This is a genomic window from Allobosea sp. NPDC055332 (assembly GCF_053645455.1).
In genome coordinates this window covers 901,448-928,329 of sequence record NZ_JBSHMO010000003.1, presented here as the reverse complement: position 1 = coordinate 928,329, position 26,882 = coordinate 901,448, and the positions used below count along the sequence as shown (strand labels likewise).

Genomic DNA, 26,882 nt, shown 5'->3' with positions numbered 1-26,882 from the left:
GAAGTCTCGCCGGCGATCCGGCCGAGGCTTTTGCGCAAGTCAGAATGAGGTTTCCGCATGACGGGTTCGTTGTCCGGGGTCGCTTCGGTGATCGGCATCGGCCAGAGCGATTGGATCGGCGACCACCAGCGGGTTCGCGCCGGCGAGCGCCCGCATGATTCCTATGGCTATGGCGCGCAGGCCTTCCTCTCGGCGCTGGCCGATTCCGGCATCGCGCGCGACGAGATCGACGGGCTGATCGTCGGGCCGACCACGGCCTATGAGCGCGTCGGCGAGCTGCTCGGCCTCAATGTCCGCTGGGGCGGGCAGGCCGATGCGATGACGGCGGTGATGGAAGCCTGCATGGCGATCCATGCCGGCCTCGCTTCGGTCGTTGCGCTGGTCTACGGCAACGACCAGCGCTCGGCGCAGGTCAATTATGGCGGCCCGGATGCGCAGGGGGGCGGCGCCTTCCTCGCCTATGTCTACCACGCGCCTTGGGGCTTCACCTCGCAGGGCGCGCTCTATGCGATGATGGCGCGCCGCTATATGCATGAGCGCGGCCTGACGGAAGCCGAGCTCGGCGAGGTCGCGGTGGCGCAGCGTCTCGCCGCCTCGCGCAATCCGCGCGCCCTGATGCGCAAGCCGATCTCAATCGAGGACTATCTCGCCTCGCCCTTCATCTGCGAGCCGCTGCATCTCTTCGACTATTGCCTGATCAACGATGGCGGCGTCGCGCTGATCATCGCCGAAGCCGGCAAGGCGCGCCGTGTCGGCCGGTCGCCGGTCGCGATCAAGGGCGTCGGCCGCTACGACCTCAACCGCGGCGCCACCAGCCTGGAGCCGCGCCTGCTCGATTATTATTTGCCGGCACAACAAGCGGTCGCCGCCCAGGTTTTCGAGATGGCCTCGCTCGGCCCAAAGGACATGGACGCGCTGCAGATCTATGACAGCTTCTCGCTGCATATCCCGCTCGCGCTCGAAGGCTATGGCTATTGCCCGGTCGGCGGGGCCGGCCAGTTCATGCGCGAGACCGGCATCTCGCTGGCCAAGGGCCTGCCGGTGAACACCAGCGGCGGGCATCTCTCCGAAAGCTACATGCAGGGCTGGAACCACCAGATCGAAGCGGTCCGGCAGGTCCGCGGCGAGGCTGGCGACCATCAGGTCGAGGGCTGCCGCCACGTCCACTACAGCTCCGACGTCGCCGGCAAGGCGATCTCGATCATCTACGGAGCCTGAGCCATGGCGAACAGCCAGCCCGTCGTCACGCTCTACGACGCCCCGATGTGGGAAAGCCTCTCCCGCGAGCGCATGCAGCTCCAGTCCTGTAGCCATTGCGGCACGCTGCGCTATCCGCCGGGGCCGATCTGTTCGGCCTGCACCAGCCTCGATTATCGCTGGACCGATTTGTCGGGTGGCGGCGAGATCCTGTCCTGGGTGCGCTTCCACCGCGCCTATTTCGACGACCATCCGCCGCCCTACAACGCCGTCGCCATCAGGCTCGACGAGGGGCCGATCGTCGTCTCCAACCTGATCGGCCCGGAGCCGGAGGGCGAGTGGATCGGCCGGCGCGTCAGGCTCGCCTATCGCCGTCATCTTGATCGCACGCAGCACGCCTTCATGCTGTCTGAGCAACCCTGACGGCGGGCCGTCGCGCGGAGAAGACCATGTTCGAGAAAGACGTTTCCATCGTTACCCGGCACGGCCGGATGCCGGCCTTCGCCGTCAGGCCGGACGGAGTGGGGCCCTATCCGGTCGTCATCCTCTATATGGACGCGCCTGGCATCCGCGAGGAGCTGCGCCATATGGCGCGCCGGATCGCGAGCGCCGGCTATTACTGCCTGCTGCCCGATCTCTATTACCGGATCGGCACCGTGCGCTTCGACCTGCCGCGGCGCGACGAGCGCATGTCGGCCGTGGTCGGCGCCTGCATGCGTTCGATCGACAATGAGCGCACCACCGACGACACCGCCGGTATGCTCGCCTTTCTCGACGGTGAGGCCGAGGCTAATGCCCAGAAGGTCTCCTGCCTCGGCTTCTGCATGAGCGGACGCTATGTCGTCGCAGCCGCTGCGAAATTCGGCGCGCGCATCGCCTCGGCCGCCTCGCTCTATGGCGTCGGCCTCGTCACCGAGGACGAGGGCTCGCCGCACAGACTGGTCGCGAAGGTGCCGGGCGAGCTCTATTTCGCCTTCGCCGAGACTGACGGCGCCGCCCCGCCGGCGACGATCGCCGCGCTGCAGGAAGCACTCGCCGCGACCAGTGTGACGCATGATGTCGACGTCTTCCCGGACAGCGAGCACGGCTACTGCTTCACCGCCGGCCGCTGCTACCAGCCGGAAGCGGCCGAGGCGACCTGGACCAAGCTCTTCGCGCTCTGGAAGCGGACGCTGGCATAAGCCCATGATCCCAGCAGCGCCCAGCATGCTCGATCGGACGCGGCCATGAAGGCGCGGCGCCCCTATGCCGGCCTGACCGTCGCCGAGGTGATCTCCGACGCGGCCGATGATGCGCTCGTGCTCGCCGCCGGCATGACGGGGCGCATTCTCGCCGATCTCGGTGCGGACGTGGTCCGCCGGCAGGGGCGCGACCGCGGCTTCGAAGCCAGCACCGAGCTGTTCCTGTCGCACGGCAAGACGCTGTCGAGCGAAGGCGAGGGCGAACTGCTGGACCGTGCCGATGTCGCGCTCGTCGATGGCGCGGTGCTGCGCGAGCGGGGGCGGGCGGGCCTGCCGCCTGTCACCGCGGTGCTCAGCCTGTTCGGCGGGCGCCTCGCCGAGAGTGACAGGCCGTCCAGCGCCTTCACCGCCGCGGCCTCGGCCGGGCTGCTGGCGATGGTCGGCGATCCCCAGCGCGAGCCCTTGCGCCTCGGCGGCCACCAGGAGGCCTTCGCCCTCGGCCTCTCCGCCTATGCCGGCCTGGCGGCGGCATTGGCCTCGTCCCGCTCGCAAGGCGTTCCCGTCACGATCCGGGCCAGCCTGCTCGAAACCCTCGTCTGGCTGAACTGGAAGGCTGTACCGCTGGAGGGCTACGACGTTCTGCCGGGCCGGACCGGCGCCGCCGCCGAATGGCAGGTGCTGCGCTGCGCCGACGGCTATGCCGTGTTGGTCTATCAGGAGCCTGACTGGCTGCGATTGAAGACGGCGTTGGCGGAACCTGCTCTGGATGAGCCGCGCTTTTCGACGCGCGCCAGCCGGCTCGCCTATCTGGGTGAGCTTGCGGCGATCATCGAGCGGCGCTTCCTGACGCTGACCCGCCGAGAGATTCATGCTCTGGCACGGCAGCACCGTCTGCCGATCGGGCCGATTTGGAGTCCGGTCGAGGCCTTTGACGAACCGCATAACCGGGCGCGTGGCCTGTTCGAGCCGCTTGGCGCCGATGCGGGCGTGCAGGCGCCGCGCCTGCCGCTCGTCTGGCTCGATCCGGCGGCGGCCCGCCGAGCCGAGATCGCGATGGGAGCGGCGTGATGAAGCTGCTGGAAGGCTGCCGTGTTCTCGATCTCGGCATCATCACCGCTGGTGCCGCGACAGCGGCGCTGCTCGCCGATTTCGGCGCCGAGGTGATCAAGGTGGAGTCGCCGACCTATCGCGATCCGTTCCGCGCCTGGGGCGCGCAGGACGAGCCGGGTTCGATGCCGCCGCTGTTTCGCGCCACCAACCGCAACAAGCGCGCGATCAGCATCGACCTCAAACGTCCGGAAGGACAGGCGATCCTGCTACGCCTGGTGCGCCGCGCCGATGTCGTGGTCGAGAACTTCCGCCGCGGCGTGATGGAAGGGCTTGGGCTGAGCTTCGCCCGGCTGCGCGAGGCCAATCCCGACATCATCCTTGCCTCGATCTCGAGCCAGGGCGAGACCGGCCCCGATGCCGGGCATGTCTCCTATGGCTCGACGCTGGAAGCGCTGAGCGGTCTCGCCTGGGTCACCGGCTATGACGGCGGCAAGCCCGAGGTCTCCGGTCGCGACGTCAACTATCCCGACCAGATCGTCGCGCTGTTCGCGGCCGGGGCGATCGCGACCGCGCTGCGCTCGGTGCGCAATGGCGAGGGCGGCAGCCATCTCGATCTGTCGCAGCGCGATCTCGCCGCCTTCATGATTGGCGATCGCTTTGCCGCTGCCTCGCAAGGCGAGGCCGTCACCCGCCAGGGCAATGCCCAGTCGCATTATCCGCTGCAGGATTGTTTCCTCGCCGCCGATGGCATCTGGGTCGCGCTCTCGGTGCCGACCTCCGCACTGCTACTGCTGTCGGATGGGCTCGCTGTTGGCGATTCCGATCGTCCGGACGCTCTTCGGAAGGTCGTCGCGGCACGATCCGCTGCGGAAGCGGTGAGTTTCTTCGTCGGGTTCGGTGTGCCCGCCGCCATCGTCAATGACGGCAACGGCATGATGGCCGATTGGGGCGAGGCCTGGCAGCACGCTTTGCAGCGCGACGAGCGCGGCCTGATCGTCAAGGGCTTCCCGCTCCAGGTCGACGAGGCGCCGCTCGCGATCGAGCGTCCGGCTCCGCAGGTTGGCGCCCAGACCTATGCCGTGCTTGCCGAGATCGCCGGCTATAGCCGCAGCGAGATCGCCGGCTTCGCCGCGGCGGGGATCGTCGAGACTGCGCGCTGAGGCGAAGGGTGCCAGCCGCTCAGGCCGGCACCAGGCTTTCGCCGCCGGGCAGCCGCATATGGCGCACTGTGGCCTCGTATTCGATCGATTGCCCGAGGATCCAGTCGCGGAATTCGGCCACGCCCGGCTTCTTCACCGCATGCTCGACATAGGTGAGGTAGTAGGCAATGCCGTTGTCGTGGATGAAGTCGAACGGTGCGACCAGCCGGCCGGCGTTGAGGTCCTCCAGCACCAGCGCCATCTGCCCGATCGCCATGCCGATGCCTTCCATCGCCGATTGATAGGCGAGGGTCGAGCTTTCGAAATAGAGGCCGCGGTCGCTCTCGATCTGCTCGCCGCCGGCGGCATCGAGCCATTCGCGCCAGTCAGTCGGGCGGACGGTGGAGTGCAGCAGGGTCTGCTCGATGAGGATGTCGACGCCGATCTTGGGGCCGAGCCGCTCCAGGAAGGCCGGGCTGCATACCGGGATCAGCGCGCTGCCGGCGAGGCGATGCGAGACCAGCCCAGGCCAGTCGCCGTCGCCCTGCTGGATCGCGATGTCGATATCGCCCATCGAGAGCTGGTTGATCGGCCGCGGCGAGAGCGAAGTCGCAAGCTGGATCTCCCGCTTCGGATAGAGGCGGTGGAACAGCGGCAGGCGCGGCACGAGCCAGCGCAAGGTGAAGGTCATCGGGCAGTGCACCCGCAGCGAGCTTTCGCCCTGCGCACCCATCAGCCGCTTGGTGGCGCGCTCCATCTGGTCGAAGGCGGTGCCGAGCGCCGCGACATAGTCGTTCGCCTCGGCGGAGATGCGCAGGTCCCGGCCGGTGCGCTCGAACAATTCGACCCCGAGCACGTCCTCCAGCAGCTTGATCTGCCGGCTGATCGCGCCCGGCGTCACCGAGAGCTCGTCGGCGGCCTTGGTGAAGCTGACATGCCGGCCGGCAGCCTCGAAGGCGCGCAGCGCGTTCAGCGGAGGCAGGCGACGCAGCATATCTCACACGCTTGATGATTTCTCACAAATGGCCTCCCTTTTAGTCGATTGACGATTTTCTGCTTTTCGCGTTGCTTGTGGGTCACTGGCGATGATGGATCAAATCGCTTGGATCATCAACAGGATGAAGCATGTTTTGCCTCGGTTTCGAGCCGATTTCGATGCAGATGCGGGTGCCGCGGCCGGATTTCGCGGCGATGCCGTCTCATGTGATTTTTCCTGAGCCTGGGCTGGCGAAATGATGAGGCTTTTCTGGTCGCCGCGCTCGCCTTTCGTCCGCAAGGTCCTGGTCGTCGTCCACGAGGTCGGCCTGAACGAAGCGATCGAGCGCGTGCCGATGGTCATCCTCTCGACCCAGCCGAACGACACGCTGCTCGCGCTCAATCCGCTCGGCCAGATTCCGACGCTGGTCACCGAGGGCGGCGAGGCGATCTACGATTCCGTGGCGATCTGCCATTATCTCGACGTCGTGCGGGGCGACGGCCGGTTGCACCCGGCAGCTCCCGAAGCGCGGACCGCCGCGCTTCGGCGTCAGGCCCTCGGCGACGGGCTCTCCTGGCTGCTGCTCAACTGGCTGGGCGAGCGCTCGCGCCGGCAGGGCGAGCAGTCGGCCATGCGCATCGCCGCCGTGCACAAGAAGCTGCCGCACATCTTCCGGGCGCTCGAGGCGGAGGCCGCGGCGGCTGACGCGATTTCCTTCGATATCGGCCATGCCGCGATCGTCGCGGCGCTCGGCTATCTCGACTTCCGCTTCGCGCCGGATTTCCTCTGGCATGAGCGCTATCCGCGCCTGGCGCAGTGGTGGCAGACGGCGCAGCAGCGTCCCTCCGTCGCCGCGACGGTGCACTACGACGAACTCGCGACGGCCGGCTCCGCCCTGCCGCGCCAGAAGGGCCGGGCATGAGCATCAACGGACAAGCTTATATCGTCGGCGCCTATGAGCATCCGCTGCGCAAGGCGCCGGACAAGTCGCTGGCGCAGCTCCATGCCGAGGTCGCGCTCGGCGCGCTCGCTGATGCCGGGCTGAGCAAGGACGATGTTGACGGCTATTTCTGCGGTGGCGACGTGCCGGGCACCGGCCCGTTCTCGATGGTCGACTATCTCAATCTCAAGGTCCGCCACGCCGATTCCACCAATATCGGCGGCGCCTCCTACATCCTGCACGTCAACCATGCAGCGCAGGCGATTGCCGCCGGGAAATGCGATGTGGCGCTGGTCACGCTTGCCGGCCGGCCGCGCAGCGAGGGCGTCCCCAAGGGCGGGCTGAAGCGGGCCGACAGCCCGGTCCAGCCGGACTATGCCTGGGAAACGCCCTTCGGCATGACGATCCTCAACGTCTACGCCATGTGCGCGATGCGCCATATGCACGAATTCGGCACGACCCCCGAGCAATTGGCCTGGGTCAAGGTCGCGGCCTCCCATCACGCGCAGCACAATCCCAACGCGATGCTGCGCGACCTCGTCACGGTCGACGACGTGCTGAACTCGACGCTGGTCGCCGACCCTCTGCACAAGCTCGATTGCTGCATCGTCTCGGATGGCGGCGGCGCCGTCATCGTGACCAAGCCGGAGATCGCCCGCCAACTGAAGCGCCCGCTGGTCAAGATCCGCGGCGCGGGCGAAGCGGTGAAGCATACTGCCGGCGGCGCGATCGACCTGACCTATTCAGCCGGCCGTTTCAGCGGCGCAGCCGCCTTCGCCGAGGCCAATTTGACGCCCGCCGATGTCAAATACGCCTCGGTCTATGACAGCTTCACCATCACCGTGATCGTGCAGCTCGAGGATCTCGGTTTCTGCGTCAAGGGCGAGGGCGGCCGCTTCGTCGCCGATGGCAACCTGATCGCTGGAGTCGGCCGCCTGCCGGTCAACACCGATGGCGGGGGCCTCTGCAACAACCACCCGTTCAATCGCGGCGGCATCACCAAGATCATCGAGGCCGTCCGGCAATTGCGCGGCGAGGCGCATCCGGCCGTTCAAGTCGCCAATTGCGACATCGCGCTGGCGCATGGCACCGGCGGCATGCTCGGCACCCGGCATGGCGGCGCCACCCTCATCATGGAGCGGGAGTAAAAGCCCATGTCGGTTCTGCGCGAGGCGCTGGATCACCAGCCCGAGACCAAGGCGTTCTGGAGCGAGCTTGCCGAGGGCCGCTTCAAGCTGCGCCATTGCCGTGCCTGCGAGCGGGCGCACTGGTATCCGCGGGCGATCTGCCCGCATTGCGCCAGCTCCGAGACGGAATGGCGGCCGGCGAGCGGGCAGGGCACGATCTATTCCTACAGCATCGCCCGCACGGCAGCGGAGCCCTTCGCCATCGCCTATGTCACCCTTGCGGAGGGGCCGACCATGATGACCAACATCGTCGGCAGCGACTTCGCTGACATCGCGATCGGCAAGCCCGTCGAGATCGCCTTCGGCCACCAGGTCGAGGACGGCATCACTTTGCCGGTGTTCAGGCTCGCCTGACGCGACCCCGCGCCTGACCCCATTTCGCGGGCGCGCTCGATCACGCTGCGCGCGACCACAACGACATCAGAGGAAACGACCATGCCGACAGCCCTGTCACGCTCACTCGCCGGCTTCGCCTCGGGCTTGCGCTATGAGCATTTGCCGGCCCGGGCGCTCGAAGCCGTCCGCATCGGCATGGCTGACACGGTCGGCGTCATGCTCTCCGGCATCGACATGCCGGTCTCCCGCCATGTCCTGGCCAGCCTCGGCACGCGAGGCGTCAAGAACGAAGCCCGCATCCAGCTCGGCGCCGAAAAGGCCTCGGTCGCGGATGCGACATTAGTCAACGCAGTGACGACGAGCAGCGTCGTCTTCGACGATGTCGCCTTCGCCGGCTGCCACACCAGCACCGTGCTGATGCCGGCCCTGCTCGCCGAGGGCGAGCGGATCGGCGCCAGCGGCAAGCAGATCATCCAGGCCTATGCGGCCGGCTATGAAGCCTGGGCCCGGCTCGCCGAGCGCGATCCCGACAGCTATTCGAGCAAGGGCTGGCACGCCACCGCCTGCTTCGGTCCAGCAGCCGTCGCGCTGGCGCTCGCCAATCTGCGCGGTTTCGACGAGGCGACGACGCTGCGCGCGCTCGGCATCGCCGCCTCGATGTCGGGCGGCATCACCGCGAGTTTCGACACCGATGTCGGCCCGTTCCAGATCGGACGCGGTGCCGCTGGCGGTGTCCTCGCGGCGCAGCTTGCCGAGGCCGGCATGTCGGCGCCGGCCGATGCGCTGGAACGCTCCGGGCGCGGCATGCTGGTCGCGCTCTCGCCCAAGGGCTCCGTCGATCTGGAGAGCCCGCTCGCGGATCTCGGCCGCGCCTGGCGCCTCGAAAGCATCGGCATCAACGTCAAGCAGTACCCGTTCGGCAATATCGCGCAGCGGGCCGTGGATGGCGCGCTCGATCTTGCGAACGCACATGACGTCAGGCCGCAGGAAATCACGCGGGTCGAATTGCTGATCAGCGACGCGCAGTATGCGGTGATCTCGAAATCGCCCTCGGTGCTGCATTTCGTGCCCTCGCACAGCGTGCCGCTGGCGGTCGTCGCGGCATTGTTCGAACGGCGCGTAACCTTCGACGCACTGGAAGAGGCCTTCCACGGCCGCCCCGAAGTCCAGGCGCTGATGAAGACGGTCGAGACCGTGGCCGACAGCCGCATCCCGGCCGACACCCAACCCAATCTCGGCTTCAGCGGCGGCGTCCGCCTGCATCTCGCCGATGGCCGGGTGCTCGAAAGCCCCAGCGTCGATTATGCCCGCGGCCACTGGACGCGGCCGATGAGCGAAGCCGAGCTCTGGCAGAAATTCTGGTCCTGCAGCGGCAAGCAGCTCGCCCAGCCGCAGGCGGAAAAGCTCTTCGCCAGCCTGATCAAGCTCGACGATGTCGCGAATGTCGGAACGCTCAACCATTGAGCGATCGCGATGGCGAGTGGCCGCAAAGAGCGGCCGCATCGGACTTTCGATTGAGGAAAGCTCATCGGCCCGCGCGGTTAACTCGTTTGACCGGATATGCCGTCGGTCCTACCTCGGTGGCAGTCAGTGCTTGATTTGGCGGAGAGACTGAATGGTCCCCGAAACCCCATCGCTCCAGTTCAGCCAGGACGGTCATGTCGCGACCATCGTGCTTGACCGGCAGCAGGCGCTGAACGCGATCGACCCAGAGACGGGCGCCGCGCTCGTCGCCTGTTTCGAGCGCATCGCGAGCGATGACAGCATCCGGGCGGTGGTTCTGACCGGTGCCGGCGAGCGGGCTTTCAGCGCTGGCGCCGACCTCAAGAAGACCACCGAGGTCACCGGCCCTTATGCGGCACAGGCCTTCGCCGGTGGTGGAGACCATAGCTTCGCCGCAGCGCTCGATTGCGAGAAGCCGCTGATCGCCGCGATCAATGGCCTGGCTCTCGGCGGTGGGCTGGAGCTCGCCCTGGCCTGCGACATCCGCCTTGCTGCGCCGCAGGCGCGCTTCGGCCTGCCGGAGGTCAAGGTCGGCACGATCCCTGGCGCCGGCGGCACGCAGCGCCTGCCGCGCAGCATTAGCCAGAGCGATGCGATGCTGATGCTGCTCTCGGGCGACATGATCGATGCGCCGGAGGCGTTGCGCCTCGGGCTGATCAGCCGGATCGTTCCGGCTGCGGATCTGCTGGCGGAAGCGCAGGCGCTTGCCGCCAGGATCGCGGCGAATGCGCCGCTTTCGGTCCGGGCGGTCAAGCGTCTCGTCCGCAGCGGCGGCGAACTGCCATTGCCCGAGGCGCTGCGATTGGAGCGGCTGGTCTGGGGCATGCTGCGCGATACGCAGGATAGGGCCGAGGGTCGACGTGCCTTCGCCGAGAAACGCCCGCCCGTTTTCACCGGGCGCTGAGACTGGAAGCGAGAGGCCTATGATCGACAAGCAGGTTCCCGACATGGCTGCGGCGCTGGGCGGTATAGGCGACGGCGCCTCCGTTCTGGTCGGCGGCTTCGGCGCGGTTGGCCAGCCCAATGCGCTGATCGACGCGTTGGCGCTGAGCGGCGTGCGCAATCTGACGGTGATCGCCAACAATGCCGGCTTCGAACCGCAGACCGGCCTCGGTAAGCTGATCGGCAGCGGCGCCGTCTCCAAGCTGATCTGCAGCTTCCCGCGCGGCTCCACCGCCTTCGATGCGCGCTATGAGAAGGGCGAGATCGAACTCGAAGTCGTGCCGCAGGGCACGCTGGCCGAGCGGATCAGGGCGGCCGGCGCCGGGATCGGCGCCTTCTACACGCCGACCGGCGCGGGCACGCGCCTCGCCGAGGGCAAGGAGACCCGCAATATCGGCGGGCGCGATCATGTTCTGGAATATGCGCTCGGCGCCGATGTCGCGCTGATCCAGGCCTATACCGCCGATCGCTGGGGCAACCTGACCTACAAGGGCAGCGGCCAGAACTTCAATCCGATCATGGCGATGGCGGGCAGGCTCACCATCGCGCAGGTCGCGAATGTCGTCCCGCTCGGCGAGCTCGATCCCGACATCATCGTCACCCCCGGCATCTTCGTGAACCGCGTGCTGACGGTCGCGGGCGGCGATCCGCCCTTGGCGACGACGACGGCAGCCAGCAAGGAGGGCGCCCGATGAGTGCTGCGCTGGATCACACCCCGTTCAGCCGCAAGGAGATGGCTGGCCTCGTCGCGAACGACATCGCAGAGGGCTGGTACGTCAATCTCGGCATCGGCCTGCCGACTTTGGTCGCCGACCATATTCCCGCCGGGCGCGAGGTGGTGCTGCATTCCGAGAACGGCATCCTCGGCATGGGCCCGGTGCCAGGCCCGAACGAGGCCGATCCCTGGCTGGTCAATGCCGGCAAGGAGAACGTCACCCTGGTGGCGGGCGCCGCGCTCTTCCATCATGCCGACAGCTTCGCGATGATCCGCGGCGGCCATATCGACCTGTGCGTCCTCGGCGCTTTCGAGATCGCCGAGACCGGCGACCTCGCCAACTGGTCGACTTCCGGCAGCGATCGCACGCCGGCGGTCGGCGGCGCCATGGACCTCGCCGCCGGCGCCCGCAATGTCTGGGTGATGACCACCCATGTCACCAAGGCGGGCGAGCCCAAGCTCGTGCGGCAATGCCGCTATCCGCTGACCGCGGCAAAGGCGGTGAACCGCATCTATTCGGATCTTGCGGTCATCGACGTGACCGAGGGCGGCTTCGTGGTGCGCGCGATGGCGCCGGGGATGACGCAAGCCAGATTGCAGGAATTGACCGGCGCGCCCCTCGCATTTTCGTTGAGGTGAACGCGTGTCGCGGGAGGAAAGACAATGACGGCGGACACCACCGCAGCGATCGAGGTCCGGGGCCTCGAGAAGATCTTCTTCAATACGCAGGACGGCCCGGCCGGCGGCGTCCGCGATGTCGCGTTCGCGCTGAAGCCCGGCACCTTCTTCACCCTGCTCGGGCCGAGCGGTTGCGGCAAGACCACGACCCTGCGCTGCATCGCCGGGCTGGAGCAGCCGGATCGCGGCCTGATCCGCGTCGGCACGCAGCCGCTCTTCGACGATGCCGCCGGCGTCAATGTGCCGCTCAACCGGCGCAATATCGGCATGGTCTTCCAGTCCTATGCGATCTGGCCGCATATGAGCGTGTTCGAGAACGTCGCCTTCCCCTTGCGCGTCTCGAAGGACCACGGCTTCGACCGCTCGCAGATCGAGCGGATGACCAATGACGCCTTGAAGCGGGTTGGTCTCGACGGCTATGGCAGCCGCTCAGCGACGCGCCTCTCCGGCGGGCAGCAGCAGCGCGTCGCGCTCGCCCGCGCCATCGTGCGCCAGCCCAAGCTGCTGCTGCTCGACGAGCCGCTCTCCAATCTTGATGCGACCCTGCGCGAGGAGATGCGCACCGAGCTGAAGCGGCTGCAGCAGGAGGTCGGCGTCACCACCATCTACGTCACGCACGACCAGGCCGAGGCGCTCGAAATGTCCGACCTTGTCGCGGTCATGGATCGCGGCCGGATCGTCCAGCTCGATCACCCGCGCGAGATCTATTTCCGGCCGGCCAATCGTTTCGTCGCCGGCTTCGTCGGCGCGACCAACCTGCTCGACGGCACGCTCGTCGCGCCGCCCGACAGCCGCGGCGTCGCCAGGGTCAGCCTGGGTGCGGCCGGCGAGGTCGGCTGCCTGCTGCAGGGCGGCGTCGCGGTGGGCGAGCCGGTCGCCGTCTCGATCCGGCCGGAAGCCTTCGTGCTGCGCTCGCCGCAGGAGCCGGTGTTGGAGGGGGCGAGCCGGCTCACCGGCACGGTCGAGGTCTCCGGCTTCCTCGGCAACATGATGCGCTATCGCGTGCGGGTCGCAGGGGGCGTGCTCCAGGTCAGCGCCGGCGCCGAAACGGTGTTCGACAACGGCACCGCGGTCTGCCTCGACGTGCGCGACGAGGCCGTGCTGGGCCTTGCTTCGGAGGCGAGGGCCGAGGCGGCCTGATCGGGGCAGGTATTGCGACCGCAGAGTTGCTTTTCAGATTTGAGTTTTGATCGCTTTTCGATGAGAAAATTGACATGGATGAAGAATAAATAATCTGCGTTGATTGCCTTCGTGATTGTCATAACAAGAAGAGGGTGGTCATGAATTCTGACAATAAAGCTGGCTCAGCGGAGGCCGCGCAAGATTACCTCCCGCCGCGCCGGAGGCTTCTGCAAGCCGGCGCTGCCCTTGGCCTGGCTGCGTTCGCATTCTCGCAGACGAGCAGCGCGAACGCTGCGCCGGCCGCCGATCAGGGTGTGAAGCCGGTGCCGCCGCCGGCGCCGATCAAGGCGACCGAAGGCCTGGTCGAGGTCGGGGACGGGCACAGTCTCTGGTATTTCGACACTGGCGGCGACGGCGTTCCGGTGATCTTCCTGCATGCGGGCACCGGCAGCGGGCTGGTCTGGCTCTACCAGACGCCGGTATTCGCCAAGGCCGGCTATCGCGTCATCGGCTATTCCCGGCGCGGCTACAACGGCTCGGTCGTCGGCGATCCCGCCAAGCCCGGCACCGGGGCCGGCGATCTGCTCAAGCTGGTCGACCATCTCAAGCTGACGAAGTTCCATCTCATCGGCTCGGCCGCCGGCGGCATGGTCGCGACCGATTTCGCCGTGTCGCATCCGCAGCGGCTGCGCAGCCTCGTGCTCTCCAACACGATCGTCGGCATCCGCGACGAGGATTATCGGGCGATCTACAAGCTGATCTGGCCGAAGGAGTTCGACGCCCTGCCGCATGACTTCAAGGAGCTCGGTCCGTCCTATCGCCATATCGATCAGGAGGGCCGCCGCCTCTGGAACGAACTGGAGCACAAGTCGAAGGCGGGCAAGATGGAGAGCCAGGGCTACGAGAACAACGTGACCTGGCAGTCGATCGCCGCCTGGCGCATGCCGGTTCTGGTGACGACCGGCGATGGCGATCTCTACACGCCGCCTTCGATGGCGCGCCTGGTCCATTCCCGCATCCAGGGTGCCGAGTTCAGCCTGATCCCGGATTGCGGCCACTCCGCCTATTGGGAGCGACCGGAGATCTGGAACGAGCTGGTGCTGGGTTTCATCGGCAAGCACAGCGCCTGAGCACCAAAAGGCCATCTCGGGAGCCGGGTGATCCTGGCTCCCGAGATTTGGTCGGTTTCGGATTGTTGGGTGGCGCTTCCTCTCTCGTGTCGCTGAGATGGCAATTTTTTGAATTTGATTTGGCTATAACAGCAATCTGAATTGACAGATTCAACGGAAAGCGCAAAATTAAAGGAATGGCGCCTGTGGCCCGCCGAGGCCTCGATAAGAATGCAGAGCGCCGCGAGGGAGGATCGCGATGTTCAAACGCTCGATGGCGGCGTTCGTCGGCAGTGTTCTGGCCTGTGCAGCGTTCACGACCCCGGCGACGGCAGGAAAAAGCGACGATACGCTGACCTGGGCGACGTCGACCGAGATCGACACCTTCGACATCTATTATCAGGGTCTGCGCGAAGTGGTCATCGCGACCATGTTCAATTGCGATTCCCTGTTCCATCGCGATCCCGCCAGCGGCGAATACAAGCCGCTCCTGGCCGCGTCCTATCGCTGGGTCGACGATGTCACGCTCGAGGTCGAGCTGCGTAAGGGCATCAAGTTCCATGATGGCAGCGATCTCGACGCCGAGGACGTGGTCTCGACCTTCCGCCATGTGATGCCGGCCGACAGCGGCATCAATGTCCGCCTCGCGATCGACTGGATCAAGGCCGTCGAGGCCGTCGATCCGCACAAGGTCCGTTTCATCGCCAAGGCGCCGACGCCGGCGGCGCTCGAATTCCTCTCGGGCAACACCGCGATCTATCCGTCAGGCCATTACGACAAGGCGCCGGTCGTCAGCGCCGCCGGCGGCAAGACCCGGCGCGACTGGGGTGCGGTCCGGCCGGTCTGCACCGGCCCCTATATCATGAAGGACTTCAAGGCCGGCCAGTCCGCCACCTTCGTGAAGAACCCCCATTACTTCAAGGAAAGCCCGAAAGGGCAGCCGAAGATCGGCAAGATCGTCTACCGCACGATTCCCGACAACGAGGCGCAGCTCGCCGAACTGCTCGCGGGCACGGTCGACTGGATCTGGGGCGTGCCGCCCGAGAACGTGCCGCAGCTCTCGTCAATGGGCGTGACCGTCAAGACCGCGCCGACGACGCGGATGTCCTTCCTGCTGTTCGATGCCGCCGGCCGCTCCGGCGATACCCCGCTTAGGGATGTCAGGGTCCGCCAGGCGATCTTCCATGCCATCGACCGGGAGGCGATCGCCAAGCTCGTCGGCAACTCGGCCGAGGTGCTGAAGTCGATGTGCTATCCGACGCAGGTCGGCTGCACCGCTGACGTCACCCAGCATGCCTATGACCCGGCCAAGGCCAAGGCGCTGCTGGCTGAGGCCGGCTATGCCAAGGGCCTCAAGCTTCCCTTCTACGCCTATCGCGACAAATCCTATTCGGAGGCGGTGCTCGCCTATCTGCGTGCCGTCGGTATCGAGCCCGATTTCCGCTTCATCCAGAACGTCGCGCTGCGGCCATTGATCATCGGCGGCAAGGCCGAGCTCGCCCACCTGACCTGGGGCTCGCAGGGCATGCAGGACGCCTCCGCCTCGGTCAGTCTCTATTTCAAGTTCGGCGCCGACGACTATGCCCGCGACGCCGAGGTCAGGGACTGGATCGAGAAGGCCGATAGCACGATGGATCCGGCGCAGCGCCGCGCGCTCTACGCCAAGGCCCTGGAGAAGATCAACGCCCAGGCCTATGGCGTGCCGCTCTTCGCCTATGGCCGGGCCTACGCCTACACCAAAGACCTCGACTATCCGGTGACCCCGGACGAGCTCGCCCATTTCTATCTGGCGCGCTGGAAGTAACTGGCATCGGGCTGGGCGACCGGCTCCGGCCGGCTGCCTCGCCGCACGGAGTGCGGAATGGGTTCCTTTGTCCTGAAGCGGTTGCTGGTCACCGTCCTCGTTCTGATCGTCGTCTCGATCATCTCCTTCTCGCTCGTCCATCTCTCCGGCGATCCGGCGGTGGCGATGGCGGGCGAGCGCGCCTCGCCCGAGCAGATCGCCGAGATCCGCAAGGCCTATGGCTATGACCGGCCGTTCCATGAGCAGTATCTGAACTGGGTCGGCCGCTTCGTCAGCGGCGATTTCGGCCGCTCGACCTATCTCAAAGAGGATGTCGGGCCGGTCCTGGCGCGGCATATCCCGATCACTGCGACGCTCGGCGTGCTGGCGCTCGCCTTCGCGCTGCTGGTCGCGGTGCCGCTCGGCGTCATCGCTGCGCTCTGGCCGAATACGATCATCGACCGGATCGCGCTGGTTCTGGCGGTGGCCGGGCAGGCGATGCCGTCCTTCCTGTCCTCGCTGGCACTGATCTACGGCTTCGGCGTGATGCTGCGCTGGCTGCCGGTCTCGGGCACGGCGACATGGCAGCACTACATCCTGCCGGCGGTGGCGCTCGGCTATTACGCGGCGCCGGCAATCATGCGCCTGACCCGCTCCGGCATGATGGACGTGCTGAAATCCGACCATGTCCGCACCGCCCGCGCCTATGGCCTCAGCCCCTGGCGCGTCGTGCTGCGCCATGGCCTGCGCCACGCGATCATCCCGGTGGTGGCGGTCGCGACCGTGCAGTTCGGCTACATGCTCGGCGGCTCGGTCGTGGTCGAGGCGGTGTTCTCGATGAACGGGCTCGGCAATCTCGCCTGGCTCTCGATCCGCCGCTACGACGTCGAGGTCATCCAGGCGATCCTGCTCGTGATCGCCGCGACCTATGCGGTGCTGACGCTCGCAGCCGATCTCCTGAACGCTGCCCTCGACCCCAGGATTCGGACGAGCTGATGGCCGATACCAGCCTCATCGATGGCGCATCGGCGCCAATAACTGCGGCGCCCGCGGCCAAGCCGATGCCGACGCCCGGCCAGATCGCGCTGCGGCGCATGGCCAGGCATCCCGGCTTCTGGTTCGGCGGGGTCGTTCTGGCCGTCTTCGTCCTCGCCGCGATCGCCGCGCCTTTGCTGACGCCCTATGATCCCGGCACACAGGATCTGGCCCGGCGCCTCGCCGCGCCGGTCTGGAACAGCACGGGCAGCTGGCAGCATCCGCTTGGTACCGACCACCTCGGCCGCGACTATCTCGCGCTGCTGCTCTACGGCGCCCGCATCTCGCTCTTCGTCGGTTTCGCCACCGTGCTGATCTCCGGGCTGATCGGGACGGTGCTCGGCGTCGCGGCTGGGTACTGGGGCGGGCGGGTCGATCTCTTCGTCAACTTCCTGCTCACCGTTCGCCTGACGCTGCCGGTCGTGCTCGTCGCGCTCGTCGCCGTCGCCGTGCTCGGCCAGTCGCTGCCGCTGCTGGTGCTGGTGATCGGCGGCCTGCTCTGGGACCGGCTGGTGATCGTGACGCGCACCGCGACGCAGCAGCTCGTCGGCCGCGAATTCGTCACCGCTGCGCGCGCCATCGGCAGCTCGACGCCGCGCATCCTCATGCGCGAGATCTTGCCGAACATCACCAGCGCGCTGATCGTCGTCGGCACGCTGGAGCTCGCCCGCGCCATCCTGATGGAGGCGACGCTGACCTTCCTCGGGCTCGGCATCCAGCCGCCGCTGACCTCCTGGGGCCTGATGATCTCGGAAGCGAAGAGCCAGTTCCTGTTCCGGCCCTGGCTGATCGCCATTCCCGGCACGGCGCTGATCCTGCTGATCCTGGCGATCAACATCCTCGGCGATGCGCTGCGTGATGTCCTCTCGCCCGAGGGGAGGGCCTGAGCCATGGCGCCCTTGCTCGAAATCCGCAATCTCAGCCTGGAAATCCCCGTCAATGACGGGCTGCTACGCCCGATCCGCAGCGTCGACCTCACCGTCGAGCGTGGCGAGACCGTCGCCATCGTCGGCGAATCCGGCTGCGGCAAGAGCCTGACCTCGCTCGCCGTGATGGGCCTGCAGCCGCAGAACGCGCGGCTTTCGGCCGAGCGGCTGGCTTTCCAGGGCGAATCCCTGCTCGGGCTCGACCGGCGGCGCTGGCAGGCGATCCGCGGCAAGCGCATCGCGATGATCTTCCAGGACCCGATGACGGCCTTCGATCCCTGCTATCGCATGGGCGACCAGATGGCCGAGATCCTGCGCCAGCATCGCCCGGTCTCGCGGGGCGAAGCGCGCGAGCGCATCGTCGCACTGCTCAAGAGGGTCGGCGTGCCCGCGCCGGAGGACCGGCTCGACCAGTTCCCGCACCAGCTCTCGGGCGGCCTGCGTCAGCGCATGATGATCGCGACGGCGCTGCTGTGCGAGCCCGAGTTGATCATCGCCGACGAGCCGACGACGGCGCTCGACGTCACCATCCAGGCGCAGATCCTGCGGCTGCTCGCCGATGTGCAGAAGGAGACCGGGGTCGGGCTGATCCTGGTCACGCACGACATCGGCGTCGTCGCCGGCCTCGCCGACCGCGTGGTGGTGATGTATGGCGGCGAAGTCGTCGAAAGCGGCACCACCGACGAGGTCCTCGGCAGCCCGCGCCATCCCTACACCGCCGGGCTGATGCGCTCGATCCCGGTGCCGGGGCGTACGCGGCGCGGCCAGCCGCTCGGTTATATCCCCGGTCTCGTCCCGCGCCCGATCGCGCCGCTGACCGCCTGCGGCTTCCTCGATCGCTGCGAGTTCCGCCACGAAGCCTGCGCGGCGTCGCCGGTCCCTCTTCGCAACGCCGCCGGTGGGCGCCAGCTGCGCTGCCTGCTGCCGATCGAGGCGCCGCGCCAGCCGGTCGCGCCGCTCGCCGCCGCGACGGCCATCGCATGAGGACAAGATGAGCCTGCTCGAAATCACCGGCGCAACGCGCAACTATCAGGTCAGCGCCGGCCTGCGCCGCGGGCGGGTGCTGCAGGCGGTGCGCGGCATCGACCTTGCGGTCGAGGAGGGCGAGATCCTCGCCATCGTCGGCGAGTCCGGCTGCGGCAAGAGCACGCTGGCTCGGCTGCTGCTCGGCATCGAGGAGCCGAGCTCGGGCAGCATCACGGTCGGCGGCAAGCCGATCGGCGCCTATGGCCGGGTCGAGCGCGCCAAGCTGATCCAGCCGATCTTCCAGGACCCGTATTCCTCGCTCAATCCGCGCATGACGGTGGCGGGCGCGATCGCGGCACCGCTCGAAGTACGCGGCGTCGGCAATGGCCGCTCGCGCCTCGCCGCCGTCCACGAGATCATGGATGCGGTCGGTCTGGCGCGTTATCTCGCTGGCGCTTATCCAAGCCAGCTCTCGGGCGGGCAGCGCCAGCGCGTCGCCATCGCCCGCGCTTTGATCGGCGAGCCCAAGATCCTGATCTGCGACGAGCCGACCTCGGCGCTCGACGTCTCCGTGCAGTCGCAGATCCTCAATCTGCTCGCCCGTTTGCACCGCAGCTTCCGGCTGACCATCGTGCTGATCAGCCACAACCTCGCCGTGGTCGGCCATCTCGCCGACCGGGTTGCGGTGATGTATCTCGGCAAGGTCGTCGAGGCCGGGCCGACCGAGGCGGTCTTCGCCGAGCCGCGCCATCCCTATACACGCGAGCTGATGCAGGCGATCCTGCCGCCGGAACCCGGCCGCGGCCTGCCCGAGCTTCACCTCAAGGGCGAGTTCCCGAGCCCGCTCGCGCCGCCGGCCGGCTGCGCCTTCCATCCGCGCTGCGTTCGCGCAAGCGCCGCCTGCCGCGAGGTTGTACCCGAGCTTGCGGGAAGCGAGCGCCTCGTCGCCTGCCACTATCCTTTGCGCGAGCCCGTCCACGCCTGACGGCGGAGCAAACCTTCGGCCGCTCCGCCGTTGGTTGCTGCGTCAGTCGCGCTTGGCCGCCGTGAGGTCGGCTTCGATCAGCCACTCCGACAGAGCGAGCCCGGCGACGACGACTGCGGTCGTGGCCGGCGGGTTGCCCTTGAAATAGCGGTTGCGGATATTGGCGTAGGTGATGATGTCGGCCGGCTTCAGGCAGTAGGCGGTGATCTTCACGACATCGGTGAAGTCCATGCCGGCCGAGACGAGGATCGCCTCGAAATTCGCCATCAACTGCTCGACCTGTTCCTCCAGCGTCGCCGGCAGCGTGCCGTCGCGACGCACGCCGACCTGGCCGGCGACATAGAGCTGGCGGCTATTCGTCGGGACCTCGACGCCATGGGCGTAGAGGTTCTGCGTTGGCGGCGCGACGGCGTCGGGGTTGTGACGAAGGTTGGCTGAGGTCATCGCTCGTCTCCTGTCGTTTCGCGAAAAGCCGATGCGTGCGCCGCTGCTCACGCGCAGCAGCGATTGATCACCCTGGCGGAGCATCGGATCCGCCGGGGCGTGGTTCAGTGATGTATCGGTCCGCTCAGCGCGGGATCAGCGCACGCGATCCCAGATCAGCGTCGAGATCGTCAGCCGGCCGTCCCAGGGGCTGTGCGAGGGGCCGGCGATGATGGTCAGGGTATCGCCTTCGAGTTTGTAGCGGCGGACCTGGTCGGTGCCGGACCAGGCCTCGTTCCAGGAGACCTCGACATGATGCGTCACGGTCTCGCCGGAGACCGAGTAGTGGCCGGCATAGGCGGTCAGGCCCCTGAACAGGGCGAGCGCTTCCTCGTCGGTCGGGCCGAGGCCCTTGGGCGGCGCCCGTTCTTCAGGCGCGTTGATGATCGAGAAGCGGCGGTCGGCGGTATAGGTCAGCAGCCCCTGTGGGTTGTCGCCTCGCGGATAGAGCACCTCGCCGGTCTCCGGCAGCTCCTGCCGGTGGGATTTCAGCCGCCAGGTCGAGATCAGGGCCTCAGGGATCATGTCGGTCTCCGCAACAGGATGAATGTGGGTCGCGGCCGGCTTCAGCCGGCGGCATGGGCTCGCGGGCGCAAGGTCGCGCCCTTCCAGAGCGAGGGGTCGGCGCCGCGATATTGCGGCGGATAGGAAAGTTCCGCGCCGAGGGCCTCGGCCGCATGCCAGACCCAGCGCGGATCATCGAGGAAGCCGCGCGCCAGCGCGACCATGTCGACCTGTCCTGACGCGACCGCGTCTTCCGCCATGCGTGGGTCGACGATCAGCCCGACCGCCTGGGTGACCATCCCTGTCGCGGCGCGCAAAGCCGCGGCGAGCGGCAGCAGGTAGCCCGGCCAGGAGACGATCTTCTGGTCGCCGGAGAGGCTGCCGCGCGACAGGCAGACATAGTCGAAGCCGATCGCCTTGAGCTCGCGCGCATAGGCGATCGTCTCGGAGAGGGAAGCTGCGTTGGTTGCATCCTCGGCATCGAGCCTGGCGCCCAGCGCCTTCCGGGCCGGCCAGGCCTCGCGCAGCCGCCGCGCCACCGCGAGCGGGAAGCGCATGCGGTTTTCGAGCGAGCCGCCATAGCCGTCCTGCCGCCGGTTGCTCTGCGCCGACAGGAAGGAGTGCAGGAGATAGCCATGGGCGCAGTGATATTCGACCGCATCGAAGCCGATGCGGTCGGCTCGCTTGGCCGCATCGACGAAGGCCGCGGCGATGCGCTCCATGCCGGCTTCGTCCAATTCTTCCGGCACGGCGCGCTTGCCGTCATAGGGCAGGGCGCTCGGGGCGACGATCGGCCAGCCGCCTTCCTCAGGCTTAAGGCCGTGCCCGCCATCCCAGGGCATGTGGCAGGAGCCTTTGCGACCGGCATGGCCGAGCTGGATGCCGAGCGGCATCTCGCCGCCGGCATAGCGCAGCATCGCGACCACCCGGGCGAGCGCCGCCTCCTGCGCGTCGGAATAGAGCGCAAGGCAGAGCGGCGAGATCCGCCCGGCCGGCTCGACCGCGGTCGCCTCCAGCAGGAGAAGACCGGCGCGGGACATGGCGAACTGCCCGAGATGGGCCATGTGCCAGTCTGAGGCCGCGCCCTCCGGCGCGCTGTACTGGCACATCGGCGAGATGACGACGCGGTTCGGGAAGGTGACCCCGGACAGCGCGATCGGCGAGAACAGCTTGCTCGTCATCAGGCGGTCCGCAGCCAGACCGACTTCACGTTCAGATAGTCGTTGAACTGCTGCACGCCGGATTCGCGGCCATAGCCGCTGCGCTTGTAGCCGCCGAATGGCATCGCCGGATCCATCATCTGGTAGCAGTTGATCCAGACCGAGCCGGCGCGGATCGCCTTGGCGAGATAGTGTGCCTTGCGCACGTCATTGGTCCAGACGCCGCTGCCGAGCCCGTACATGGTGTTGTTGGCGCGGCGCGCGACCTCCTCCAGATCGCTGAAGGGCAGACTCGACACCACCGGCCCGAAGATCTCCTCCTGCGCGATCCGCATCTCGTCGCGGACGCCGGCGAAGACGGTCGGCGGGATGAAATAGCCGCTGGCGAGCTCGTCCTCGGTCAGCCTGCGCCCGCCGGAGAGGAGCTTGGCGCCTTCCTGCTGGCCGATGTCGAGATAGCTGGAGACGCGGCTGAGCTGTTGCTCGGAGACCAGCGGTCCGATCTGTACCTCGGGGTCGAGGCTGTTGCCGACCTTCAGCGTCCGGCTGAAATCGGCGACGCGCTCCATGAACTCGTCATAGATCTTGTCCTCGACGAAGAGGCGCGTGCCGGCGCTGCAGACCTGGCCGGAATTGCCGAAGCAGCCCATCGCGGCGCCGGGCACGGCGAGGTCGAGATCGACATCGGCGAAGACGATGTCGGGCGACTTGCCGCCGAGCTCGAGCGTCACGCGCTTGAGATTGCCGACCGAGGCCTGGACGATCTTCTGCCCGGTCTCGAACGAGCCGGTGAAGGCGATCTTGTCGACATCGGGATGGCCTGCGAGCGCGGCGCCGGCGGTCTCGCCGAAGCCAGTGACGATATTGACGACGCCATCAGGCAGGCCGGCTTCGAGCAGGAGCTCGCCCATGCGCAGGGCCGAGAGCGGCGATTCCTCCGCCGGCTTCAGCACGGCGGTGCAGCCGGTGGCGAGGACCGGGCCGATCTTCCAGATCCAGGAGACCAGCGGTCCGTTCCAGGGCGTGATCGCCCCGACGACGCCGACCGGCTCCTTCAGCGTATAGGTGACGAACTCGCCGGGCATGGAGTTGTCGACTGTCTCGCCATGCAGCGCCGTCGCCATGCCGGCGTAATAGCGCAGCAGGCCGAGCAGGCGCCGGCGCGAGGCGCGCGTGCGGCTGATCGGTGCGCCCATGTCGAGCGTGTCGATCAGCGAGAGCTCGTCGAAATGCTTGTCGACGAGATCGGCGAGCTTGAGGATGACCTGCTGGCGGTCATAGGGCTTGAACTTGCGCCAGGGGCCGTCGAAGGCGCGCCGCGCCGCCGCGACCGCCGCATTGATGTCCTCGCGGTCGCCCTCGGCGACGCGGGCCAGTACCTGGCCGGTCGACGGGTCGATGGTCTCGAAGGTCTTGCCGGAGGCGGCATCGACCCAGCGCCCGTCGATCAGCAGCTTCTTCGGGCCTCCTTCGAGGAAGGCGAGGTGCATGTCGGGCTTTCTTGGCACGATCGTCATCGGATCTGTCCTTTCGCGGATGCGCGGTTTTGAAAGGCCCGTCGGCGCGTCTTGCGAGCGACGGGCGGCTCCAGGGAACGGTCAGCCCTTCACCGACCCGGCGGTGAGCCCCTGGACCATGTAGCGTTGGAAGACGAGGGCGAGGATCACGGCCGGAATGGCCGAGAGGAAGCCCGACGCGGCGATCACCGAGTAGTCGATATTGGCCTGGCCGAGCATGCCGGCGACCGTCGGCGGCAGCGTCGTGGTGCCCTGTTTCGAGTTCAGCACCTGCGCCACCAGGAACTCGTTCCAGCACAATACGAAGGTGAAGGCGCCGGCGGCGACGAGGCCGGGTCCGGAGATCGGCAGGATGACCTTCACGAAGGCCTGGAAGCGCGAGCAGCCATCGACCAGCGCGCTCTCCTCGAGCTCGCGCGGGATGGTCTCGAAATAGGATTTCAGGATCCAGATCGTGAAGGGGAAGGTGAAGGAGCAATAGGCCAGCACGAGCCCGCTCAGTGTGTTCTGCAAACCGAGCTGGCGCATGATCAGGAAGAGCGCTGGCATCAGCACGACGACCGGCAACATGCGGGTGAACAGGATGGCGTAGAGCGTGATCCGCATCACCGGATGCCGGAAGCGCGCATAGGCATAGCCGGCGCCGCTCCCGAGCACGATGTTGAGCGCGGTGACGATCAGCGTGACGACGACGCTGTTGCCGAGCGAGGGCAGGATCTGCGCCGACTGGTGCTGGGCGTGGAACTCGACCAGCCCGAAGATCTTGGCGTAGTTGGCAAAGCTCGGGTTCGGCGGGAAGAGCGGCATCGGCCGGGCAAGCAGGTCGCGCTGCTCGCTGATGCTGCTGATGAACAGCCACAGGAACGGCCCGATCAGCCAGAGTGCGACCAGCGCGACGAGGCCGTAGAGACCCAGCACCGGCCAGAGCTTGCTGTGGTTGCGCGCGATGACGGTCGGCATGGCGCTCCTCCTACTCGCTCTGGAACTTCGAGAGGATGAGGCGGTGGTAGATCACGGTCAGCCCGACGCAGATCAGCGTCAGCGTGAACAGAATCGCCGTGCCTGGCCCGAATTTGAAGAAGCTGAAGGCGGTGCGGTAGCCGAGCCAGGTCACCGTGGTGGTGTCGTTGCCGGGGCCGCCGGAGGTCATCACATAGATGAGGTCGAGCATCAGGAAGCCGTTGACGGTCGCGAGCACCAGCACGAGGAACATCATCGGCCGCAGCGAGGGCAGGGTGATGTGCCAGAGCTTGCGCCAGAAGCCGGCGCCGTCGACGGAGGCGGCGTGATAGAGGTCCTGCGGGATCGACTGCAGCCCGGCCAGGAACAGGATCGTCGCGAAGGGCGCCTGGTTCCAGACATAGACGACGATCAGCACGTTGAGCGCCGTGAAGCCGTCGCTGAAGAAGGAGAGGTAGTGGTCGATCAGGCCGAGCCGGTAGAGGATGCCGTTGATCGCGCCGAAATCGGCATCGAGCATGCCGAGCCAGAGGATGCCGACCGCGATGCGCGACATCGACCACGGCACCAGGAGCATCGCCCGCATCAGCCCGCGCCCGGCGAAATGGGCGTTGAGCACCAGCGCCATGGCAAGGCCGATCACCACTGCCTCGATGACGAAGAGCGCGACGAAATAGACGGTGCGCAGCAGCGCCTGCCAGTAGAGCGGGTCGGACAGGACCTTGCTGTAATTGGTGAACCCGGTGAAGCGGTAGAGCGGCAACCGCATGCCGAAGATCGTGATCGCCGTGCCGCCCGGCCGCAGCAGGTCGACCTCGGCGAAGCTCAGCCAGATCGAATAGACCAGCGGCAGGAAGACGATCAGCAGGACCACCAGCAGCGCCGGCGAGACGAGCATTGCCGCGAACCAGCCTTCGGACTGGACGGCCTGTCGGCTTTTCCCCGCGAACCAGCGAGGTCGGGCTGGGCCGGAGGCCGAAGCCTCCGGTTGGAGCGCGAGATCGGGGCGGCCGGGGTCGAGCGCCGTCATCCGCTCAGGCCAGAGACTTGTGCAGGGCGACGAGCGCCTTGATCGTCTCGGCGACCGACAGGTTCTTGCGGATCATGTCGTGCAGGATCGTCACCGAGCGGGCGTCGTATTCCGGGTACCACTGCTCCTTGAAGGCGCCGCTGACCTTGCCCTTGTCGTACTGGGCCCGCAGCGTCGGCAGGTCGACCCAGTTGGCATAGGAGGCGACGACGGCCGGCTCCTTGTAGAGATCGGGATAGACGTTATCGAGGCCCGAGCCGATCGCCCATTGTTGCTGCACATACCAATCCTTGTGCAGGTTGCCGCCGACGAACTGCATCAGCTTCCAGGCGCTCTCGATCGACTTGGTGTTGGCGTTGAGCACATAGGAATCGGTCCACATATACGTGCTGCCGACCTTGCCCGGATAAGGCGTCATCTTCGCCTTCTTGGGCGCGAGCAGCGATTCCTTGGTGTCGCTGGCGATCGTCTGCAGATAGTTCGAGATGTTGCTGTGATAGGCGTAGCGCCCGGTGAACATCATCCGGTGCACGTCGGTCGAGGAGGGCTTGGTGAAGATCTCGGGCGTGACGAGGCCGAGCGCGTAGACCTTCTTCCAGCGCTCCAGAACCTGCGCCACCGCCGGATCCTGATCGATGACCAGCTTGTTCCTGGCGTCGAAGACGGTGGCGCCCTCGGCGAAGCAGTCGGTCAAGAATTGCGGCGTCGTGCCGGTGATCGTCGGGTTCCAGTTCGGCAGGTAGGGGTACTCGGCGATCTTGTCCTTCTTCAGCTTCACGCATTGCTCGATCAGCTCGTCGAAGCTCGCCGCCGGCTTGTCGAAGCCGCCCTGCTGCAGCATCGGCTCGTTGTGCATCAGGATGTAGAGATTGACGAAATAGGGCAGCGCGATGAGCTTGCCCTCGCGGTTGAGCAGGCTTTCGAGATTGGCCGGCATCATAGCCTTCTTGAGCTCGTCAACGCCCGGCAGGTCGTCGAGCGTGCGGATCATGCCAGTCTGCGCCCAGCGCTCGCGGAAGGTGTGGAAGCAGTACATCACGTCGACGACGTCGCCGGCGAAGGCACGTTGCTCGAGCGTCTGATGATATTGCGGCCAGGGCAGCGTCGAGTAGCTGACCTTCTCGCTATAGGTCTTGTTGTAGAAGTCGACATAGCCCTGGACCATGTCCGGCCGGAAGGTCCAGCCGACGAAGTTGATCGGCGCTGCCGCCTGTGCGGCGCCGAAGCGGCCGGCCCCTGACAAGGTCGCAGCCGAAAGGGCGCCCGCTCCCGCCATGAGCTGCCGCCGGTTGATCGAACCCGTCCTGCTGAGCGTCTCCATATCGTCCTCCCCGGACCGGCGTTGATCGCCGTTACCGCGACATTAGCGATGCGATTGTGCTCATTCAACAGAAATATCGCTCTTATATTGCGCTTTATGCAAAATTGTGAAACCAGTTAGGCGTTTTCGGCGAGCAA

Annotated in this window: 27 protein-coding genes; 19 read left to right on the top strand and 8 right to left on the bottom strand. The window is 66.9% G+C overall.

The genetic code is table 11. The features are described from left to right. Positions 1 to 57 precede the first annotated feature (57 nt). From ACWIGM_RS20660 to ACWIGM_RS20640, 5 genes are read left to right on the top strand one after another with little or no spacing between them, the layout of a single operon-like run. Complete coding sequence (locus ACWIGM_RS20660; protein WP_454027819.1) at positions 58 to 1,218, top strand: thiolase family protein; 1,161 nt, start codon at positions 58 to 60, stop codon at positions 1,216 to 1,218. 3 nt (positions 1,219 to 1,221) lie between these two features. Further along, positions 1,222 to 1,620 carry a Zn-ribbon domain-containing OB-fold protein gene (locus ACWIGM_RS20655; RefSeq protein WP_454027818.1) on the top strand — a complete coding sequence of 133 codons (399 nt, stop codon included), beginning with the start codon at positions 1,222 to 1,224 and terminating at the stop codon, positions 1,618 to 1,620. Positions 1,621 to 1,646: 26 nt separating this feature from the next. Then, positions 1,647 to 2,378: a dienelactone hydrolase family protein gene (locus tag ACWIGM_RS20650; protein WP_454027817.1), complete on the top strand. Its 732-nt coding sequence runs from the start codon at positions 1,647 to 1,649 to the stop codon at positions 2,376 to 2,378. 45 nt (positions 2,379 to 2,423) lie between these two features. Further along, on the top strand, positions 2,424 to 3,446 hold the full coding sequence (locus ACWIGM_RS20645; RefSeq protein WP_454027816.1) for a CoA transferase: 1,023 nt from the start codon (positions 2,424 to 2,426) through the stop codon (positions 3,444 to 3,446). Next, the gene (locus ACWIGM_RS20640) at positions 3,446 to 4,588 is read left to right on the top strand and encodes a CaiB/BaiF CoA transferase family protein (protein ID WP_454027815.1); all 1,143 of its coding nucleotides are present in this window, start codon (positions 3,446 to 3,448) and stop codon (positions 4,586 to 4,588) included. Before ACWIGM_RS20645 ends, ACWIGM_RS20640 begins: the two co-directional genes overlap by 1 nt. 19 nt (positions 4,589 to 4,607) lie before the next feature. Here the strand turns inward: ACWIGM_RS20640 and gcvA are convergent, their stop codons facing one another. After that, a complete protein-coding gene (gene gcvA, locus ACWIGM_RS20635; RefSeq protein ID WP_454027814.1) occupies positions 4,608 to 5,561 on the bottom strand; it encodes a transcriptional regulator GcvA in 954 nt (317 codons plus the stop codon). Between the two features lie 238 nt (positions 5,562 to 5,799). On the opposite strand from gcvA, the gene ACWIGM_RS20630 reads away from it, so the two are divergent. From ACWIGM_RS20630 to ACWIGM_RS20565, 14 genes are all read left to right on the top strand, one after another. Beyond that, entirely contained in the window at positions 5,800 to 6,465 is a 666-nt protein-coding gene (locus ACWIGM_RS20630) for a glutathione S-transferase N-terminal domain-containing protein (protein WP_454027813.1), read from the top strand. Further along, positions 6,462 to 7,631: a thiolase domain-containing protein gene (locus ACWIGM_RS20625; RefSeq protein ID WP_454027812.1), complete on the top strand. Its 1,170-nt coding sequence runs from the start codon at positions 6,462 to 6,464 to the stop codon at positions 7,629 to 7,631. The genes ACWIGM_RS20630 and ACWIGM_RS20625 overlap by 4 nt, the downstream gene beginning before the upstream one ends. A gap of 6 nt (positions 7,632 to 7,637) precedes the next feature. After that, positions 7,638 to 8,024, top strand: coding sequence for a Zn-ribbon domain-containing OB-fold protein (locus ACWIGM_RS20620; protein WP_454027811.1), 387 nt, complete (start codon positions 7,638 to 7,640; stop codon positions 8,022 to 8,024). 81 nt (positions 8,025 to 8,105) lie between these two features. Next, positions 8,106 to 9,470 carry an MmgE/PrpD family protein gene (locus tag ACWIGM_RS20615; RefSeq protein ID WP_454027810.1) on the top strand — a complete coding sequence of 455 codons (1,365 nt, stop codon included), beginning with the start codon at positions 8,106 to 8,108 and terminating at the stop codon, positions 9,468 to 9,470. 151 nt (positions 9,471 to 9,621) lie between these two features. Further along, complete coding sequence (locus ACWIGM_RS20610) at positions 9,622 to 10,413, top strand: enoyl-CoA hydratase/isomerase family protein (protein WP_454027809.1); 792 nt, start codon at positions 9,622 to 9,624, stop codon at positions 10,411 to 10,413. 22 nt (positions 10,414 to 10,435) lie between these two features. Continuing rightward, the gene (locus ACWIGM_RS20605) at positions 10,436 to 11,146 is read left to right on the top strand and encodes a 3-oxoacid CoA-transferase subunit A (RefSeq protein WP_454028033.1); all 711 of its coding nucleotides are present in this window, start codon (positions 10,436 to 10,438) and stop codon (positions 11,144 to 11,146) included. Continuing rightward, positions 11,143 to 11,805, top strand: a complete 663-nt coding sequence (locus tag ACWIGM_RS20600; RefSeq protein ID WP_454027808.1) for a 3-oxoacid CoA-transferase subunit B — start codon at positions 11,143 to 11,145, stop codon at positions 11,803 to 11,805. Before ACWIGM_RS20605 ends, ACWIGM_RS20600 begins: the two co-directional genes overlap by 4 nt. A gap of 24 nt (positions 11,806 to 11,829) precedes the next feature. Further along, positions 11,830 to 12,984, top strand: a complete 1,155-nt coding sequence (locus ACWIGM_RS20595) for an ABC transporter ATP-binding protein (RefSeq protein WP_454027807.1) — start codon at positions 11,830 to 11,832, stop codon at positions 12,982 to 12,984. Between the two features lie 296 nt (positions 12,985 to 13,280). Further along, positions 13,281 to 14,096: an alpha/beta fold hydrolase gene (locus ACWIGM_RS20590; protein WP_454027806.1), complete on the top strand. Its 816-nt coding sequence runs from the start codon at positions 13,281 to 13,283 to the stop codon at positions 14,094 to 14,096. Positions 14,097 to 14,334: 238 nt separating this feature from the next. Then, positions 14,335 to 15,879, top strand: coding sequence for an ABC transporter substrate-binding protein (locus ACWIGM_RS20585; protein ID WP_454027805.1), 1,545 nt, complete (start codon positions 14,335 to 14,337; stop codon positions 15,877 to 15,879). A gap of 57 nt (positions 15,880 to 15,936) precedes the next feature. Next, the gene (locus tag ACWIGM_RS20580) at positions 15,937 to 16,854 is read left to right on the top strand and encodes an ABC transporter permease (RefSeq protein ID WP_152013297.1); all 918 of its coding nucleotides are present in this window, start codon (positions 15,937 to 15,939) and stop codon (positions 16,852 to 16,854) included. Next, a complete protein-coding gene (locus ACWIGM_RS20575) occupies positions 16,854 to 17,780 on the top strand; it encodes an ABC transporter permease (protein ID WP_454027804.1) in 927 nt (308 codons plus the stop codon). The genes ACWIGM_RS20580 and ACWIGM_RS20575 overlap by 1 nt, the downstream gene beginning before the upstream one ends. A gap of 3 nt (positions 17,781 to 17,783) precedes the next feature. Continuing rightward, complete coding sequence (locus tag ACWIGM_RS20570; RefSeq protein ID WP_454027803.1) at positions 17,784 to 18,803, top strand: ABC transporter ATP-binding protein; 1,020 nt, start codon at positions 17,784 to 17,786, stop codon at positions 18,801 to 18,803. Positions 18,804 to 18,810: 7 nt separating this feature from the next. After that, positions 18,811 to 19,770 (top strand): ABC transporter ATP-binding protein, encoded by a 960-nt coding sequence (locus ACWIGM_RS20565; RefSeq protein WP_454027802.1) that lies wholly within the window; start codon positions 18,811 to 18,813, stop codon positions 19,768 to 19,770. 42 nt (positions 19,771 to 19,812) lie between these two features. On the opposite strand, the gene ACWIGM_RS20560 is transcribed toward ACWIGM_RS20565, so the two are convergent. From ACWIGM_RS20560 to ACWIGM_RS20530, 7 genes are all read right to left on the bottom strand, one after another. Beyond that, a complete protein-coding gene (locus tag ACWIGM_RS20560; RefSeq protein WP_454027801.1) occupies positions 19,813 to 20,214 on the bottom strand; it encodes a RidA family protein in 402 nt (133 codons plus the stop codon). Between the two features lie 135 nt (positions 20,215 to 20,349). Further along, complete coding sequence (locus tag ACWIGM_RS20555; RefSeq protein WP_454027800.1) at positions 20,350 to 20,778, bottom strand: lipocalin-like domain-containing protein; 429 nt, start codon at positions 20,776 to 20,778, stop codon at positions 20,350 to 20,352. A gap of 41 nt (positions 20,779 to 20,819) precedes the next feature. After that, the gene (locus ACWIGM_RS20550; protein WP_454027799.1) at positions 20,820 to 21,938 is read right to left on the bottom strand and encodes an NADH:flavin oxidoreductase/NADH oxidase; all 1,119 of its coding nucleotides are present in this window, start codon (positions 21,936 to 21,938) and stop codon (positions 20,820 to 20,822) included. Beyond that, the gene (locus ACWIGM_RS20545; protein ID WP_454027798.1) at positions 21,938 to 23,434 is read right to left on the bottom strand and encodes an aldehyde dehydrogenase family protein; all 1,497 of its coding nucleotides are present in this window, start codon (positions 23,432 to 23,434) and stop codon (positions 21,938 to 21,940) included. Before ACWIGM_RS20545 ends, ACWIGM_RS20550 begins: the two co-directional genes overlap by 1 nt. A gap of 81 nt (positions 23,435 to 23,515) precedes the next feature. Beyond that, positions 23,516 to 24,394 carry a carbohydrate ABC transporter permease gene (locus ACWIGM_RS20540; protein WP_454027797.1) on the bottom strand — a complete coding sequence of 293 codons (879 nt, stop codon included), beginning with the start codon at positions 24,392 to 24,394 and terminating at the stop codon, positions 23,516 to 23,518. Positions 24,395 to 24,404: 10 nt separating this feature from the next. Next, a complete protein-coding gene (locus ACWIGM_RS20535) occupies positions 24,405 to 25,424 on the bottom strand; it encodes a carbohydrate ABC transporter permease (RefSeq protein ID WP_454027796.1) in 1,020 nt (339 codons plus the stop codon). A 4-nt stretch (positions 25,425 to 25,428) separates the two neighbouring features. Then, the gene (locus ACWIGM_RS20530) at positions 25,429 to 26,745 is read right to left on the bottom strand and encodes an ABC transporter substrate-binding protein (protein ID WP_454027795.1); all 1,317 of its coding nucleotides are present in this window, start codon (positions 26,743 to 26,745) and stop codon (positions 25,429 to 25,431) included. Between the last annotated feature and the right edge of the window lie 137 nt (positions 26,746 to 26,882).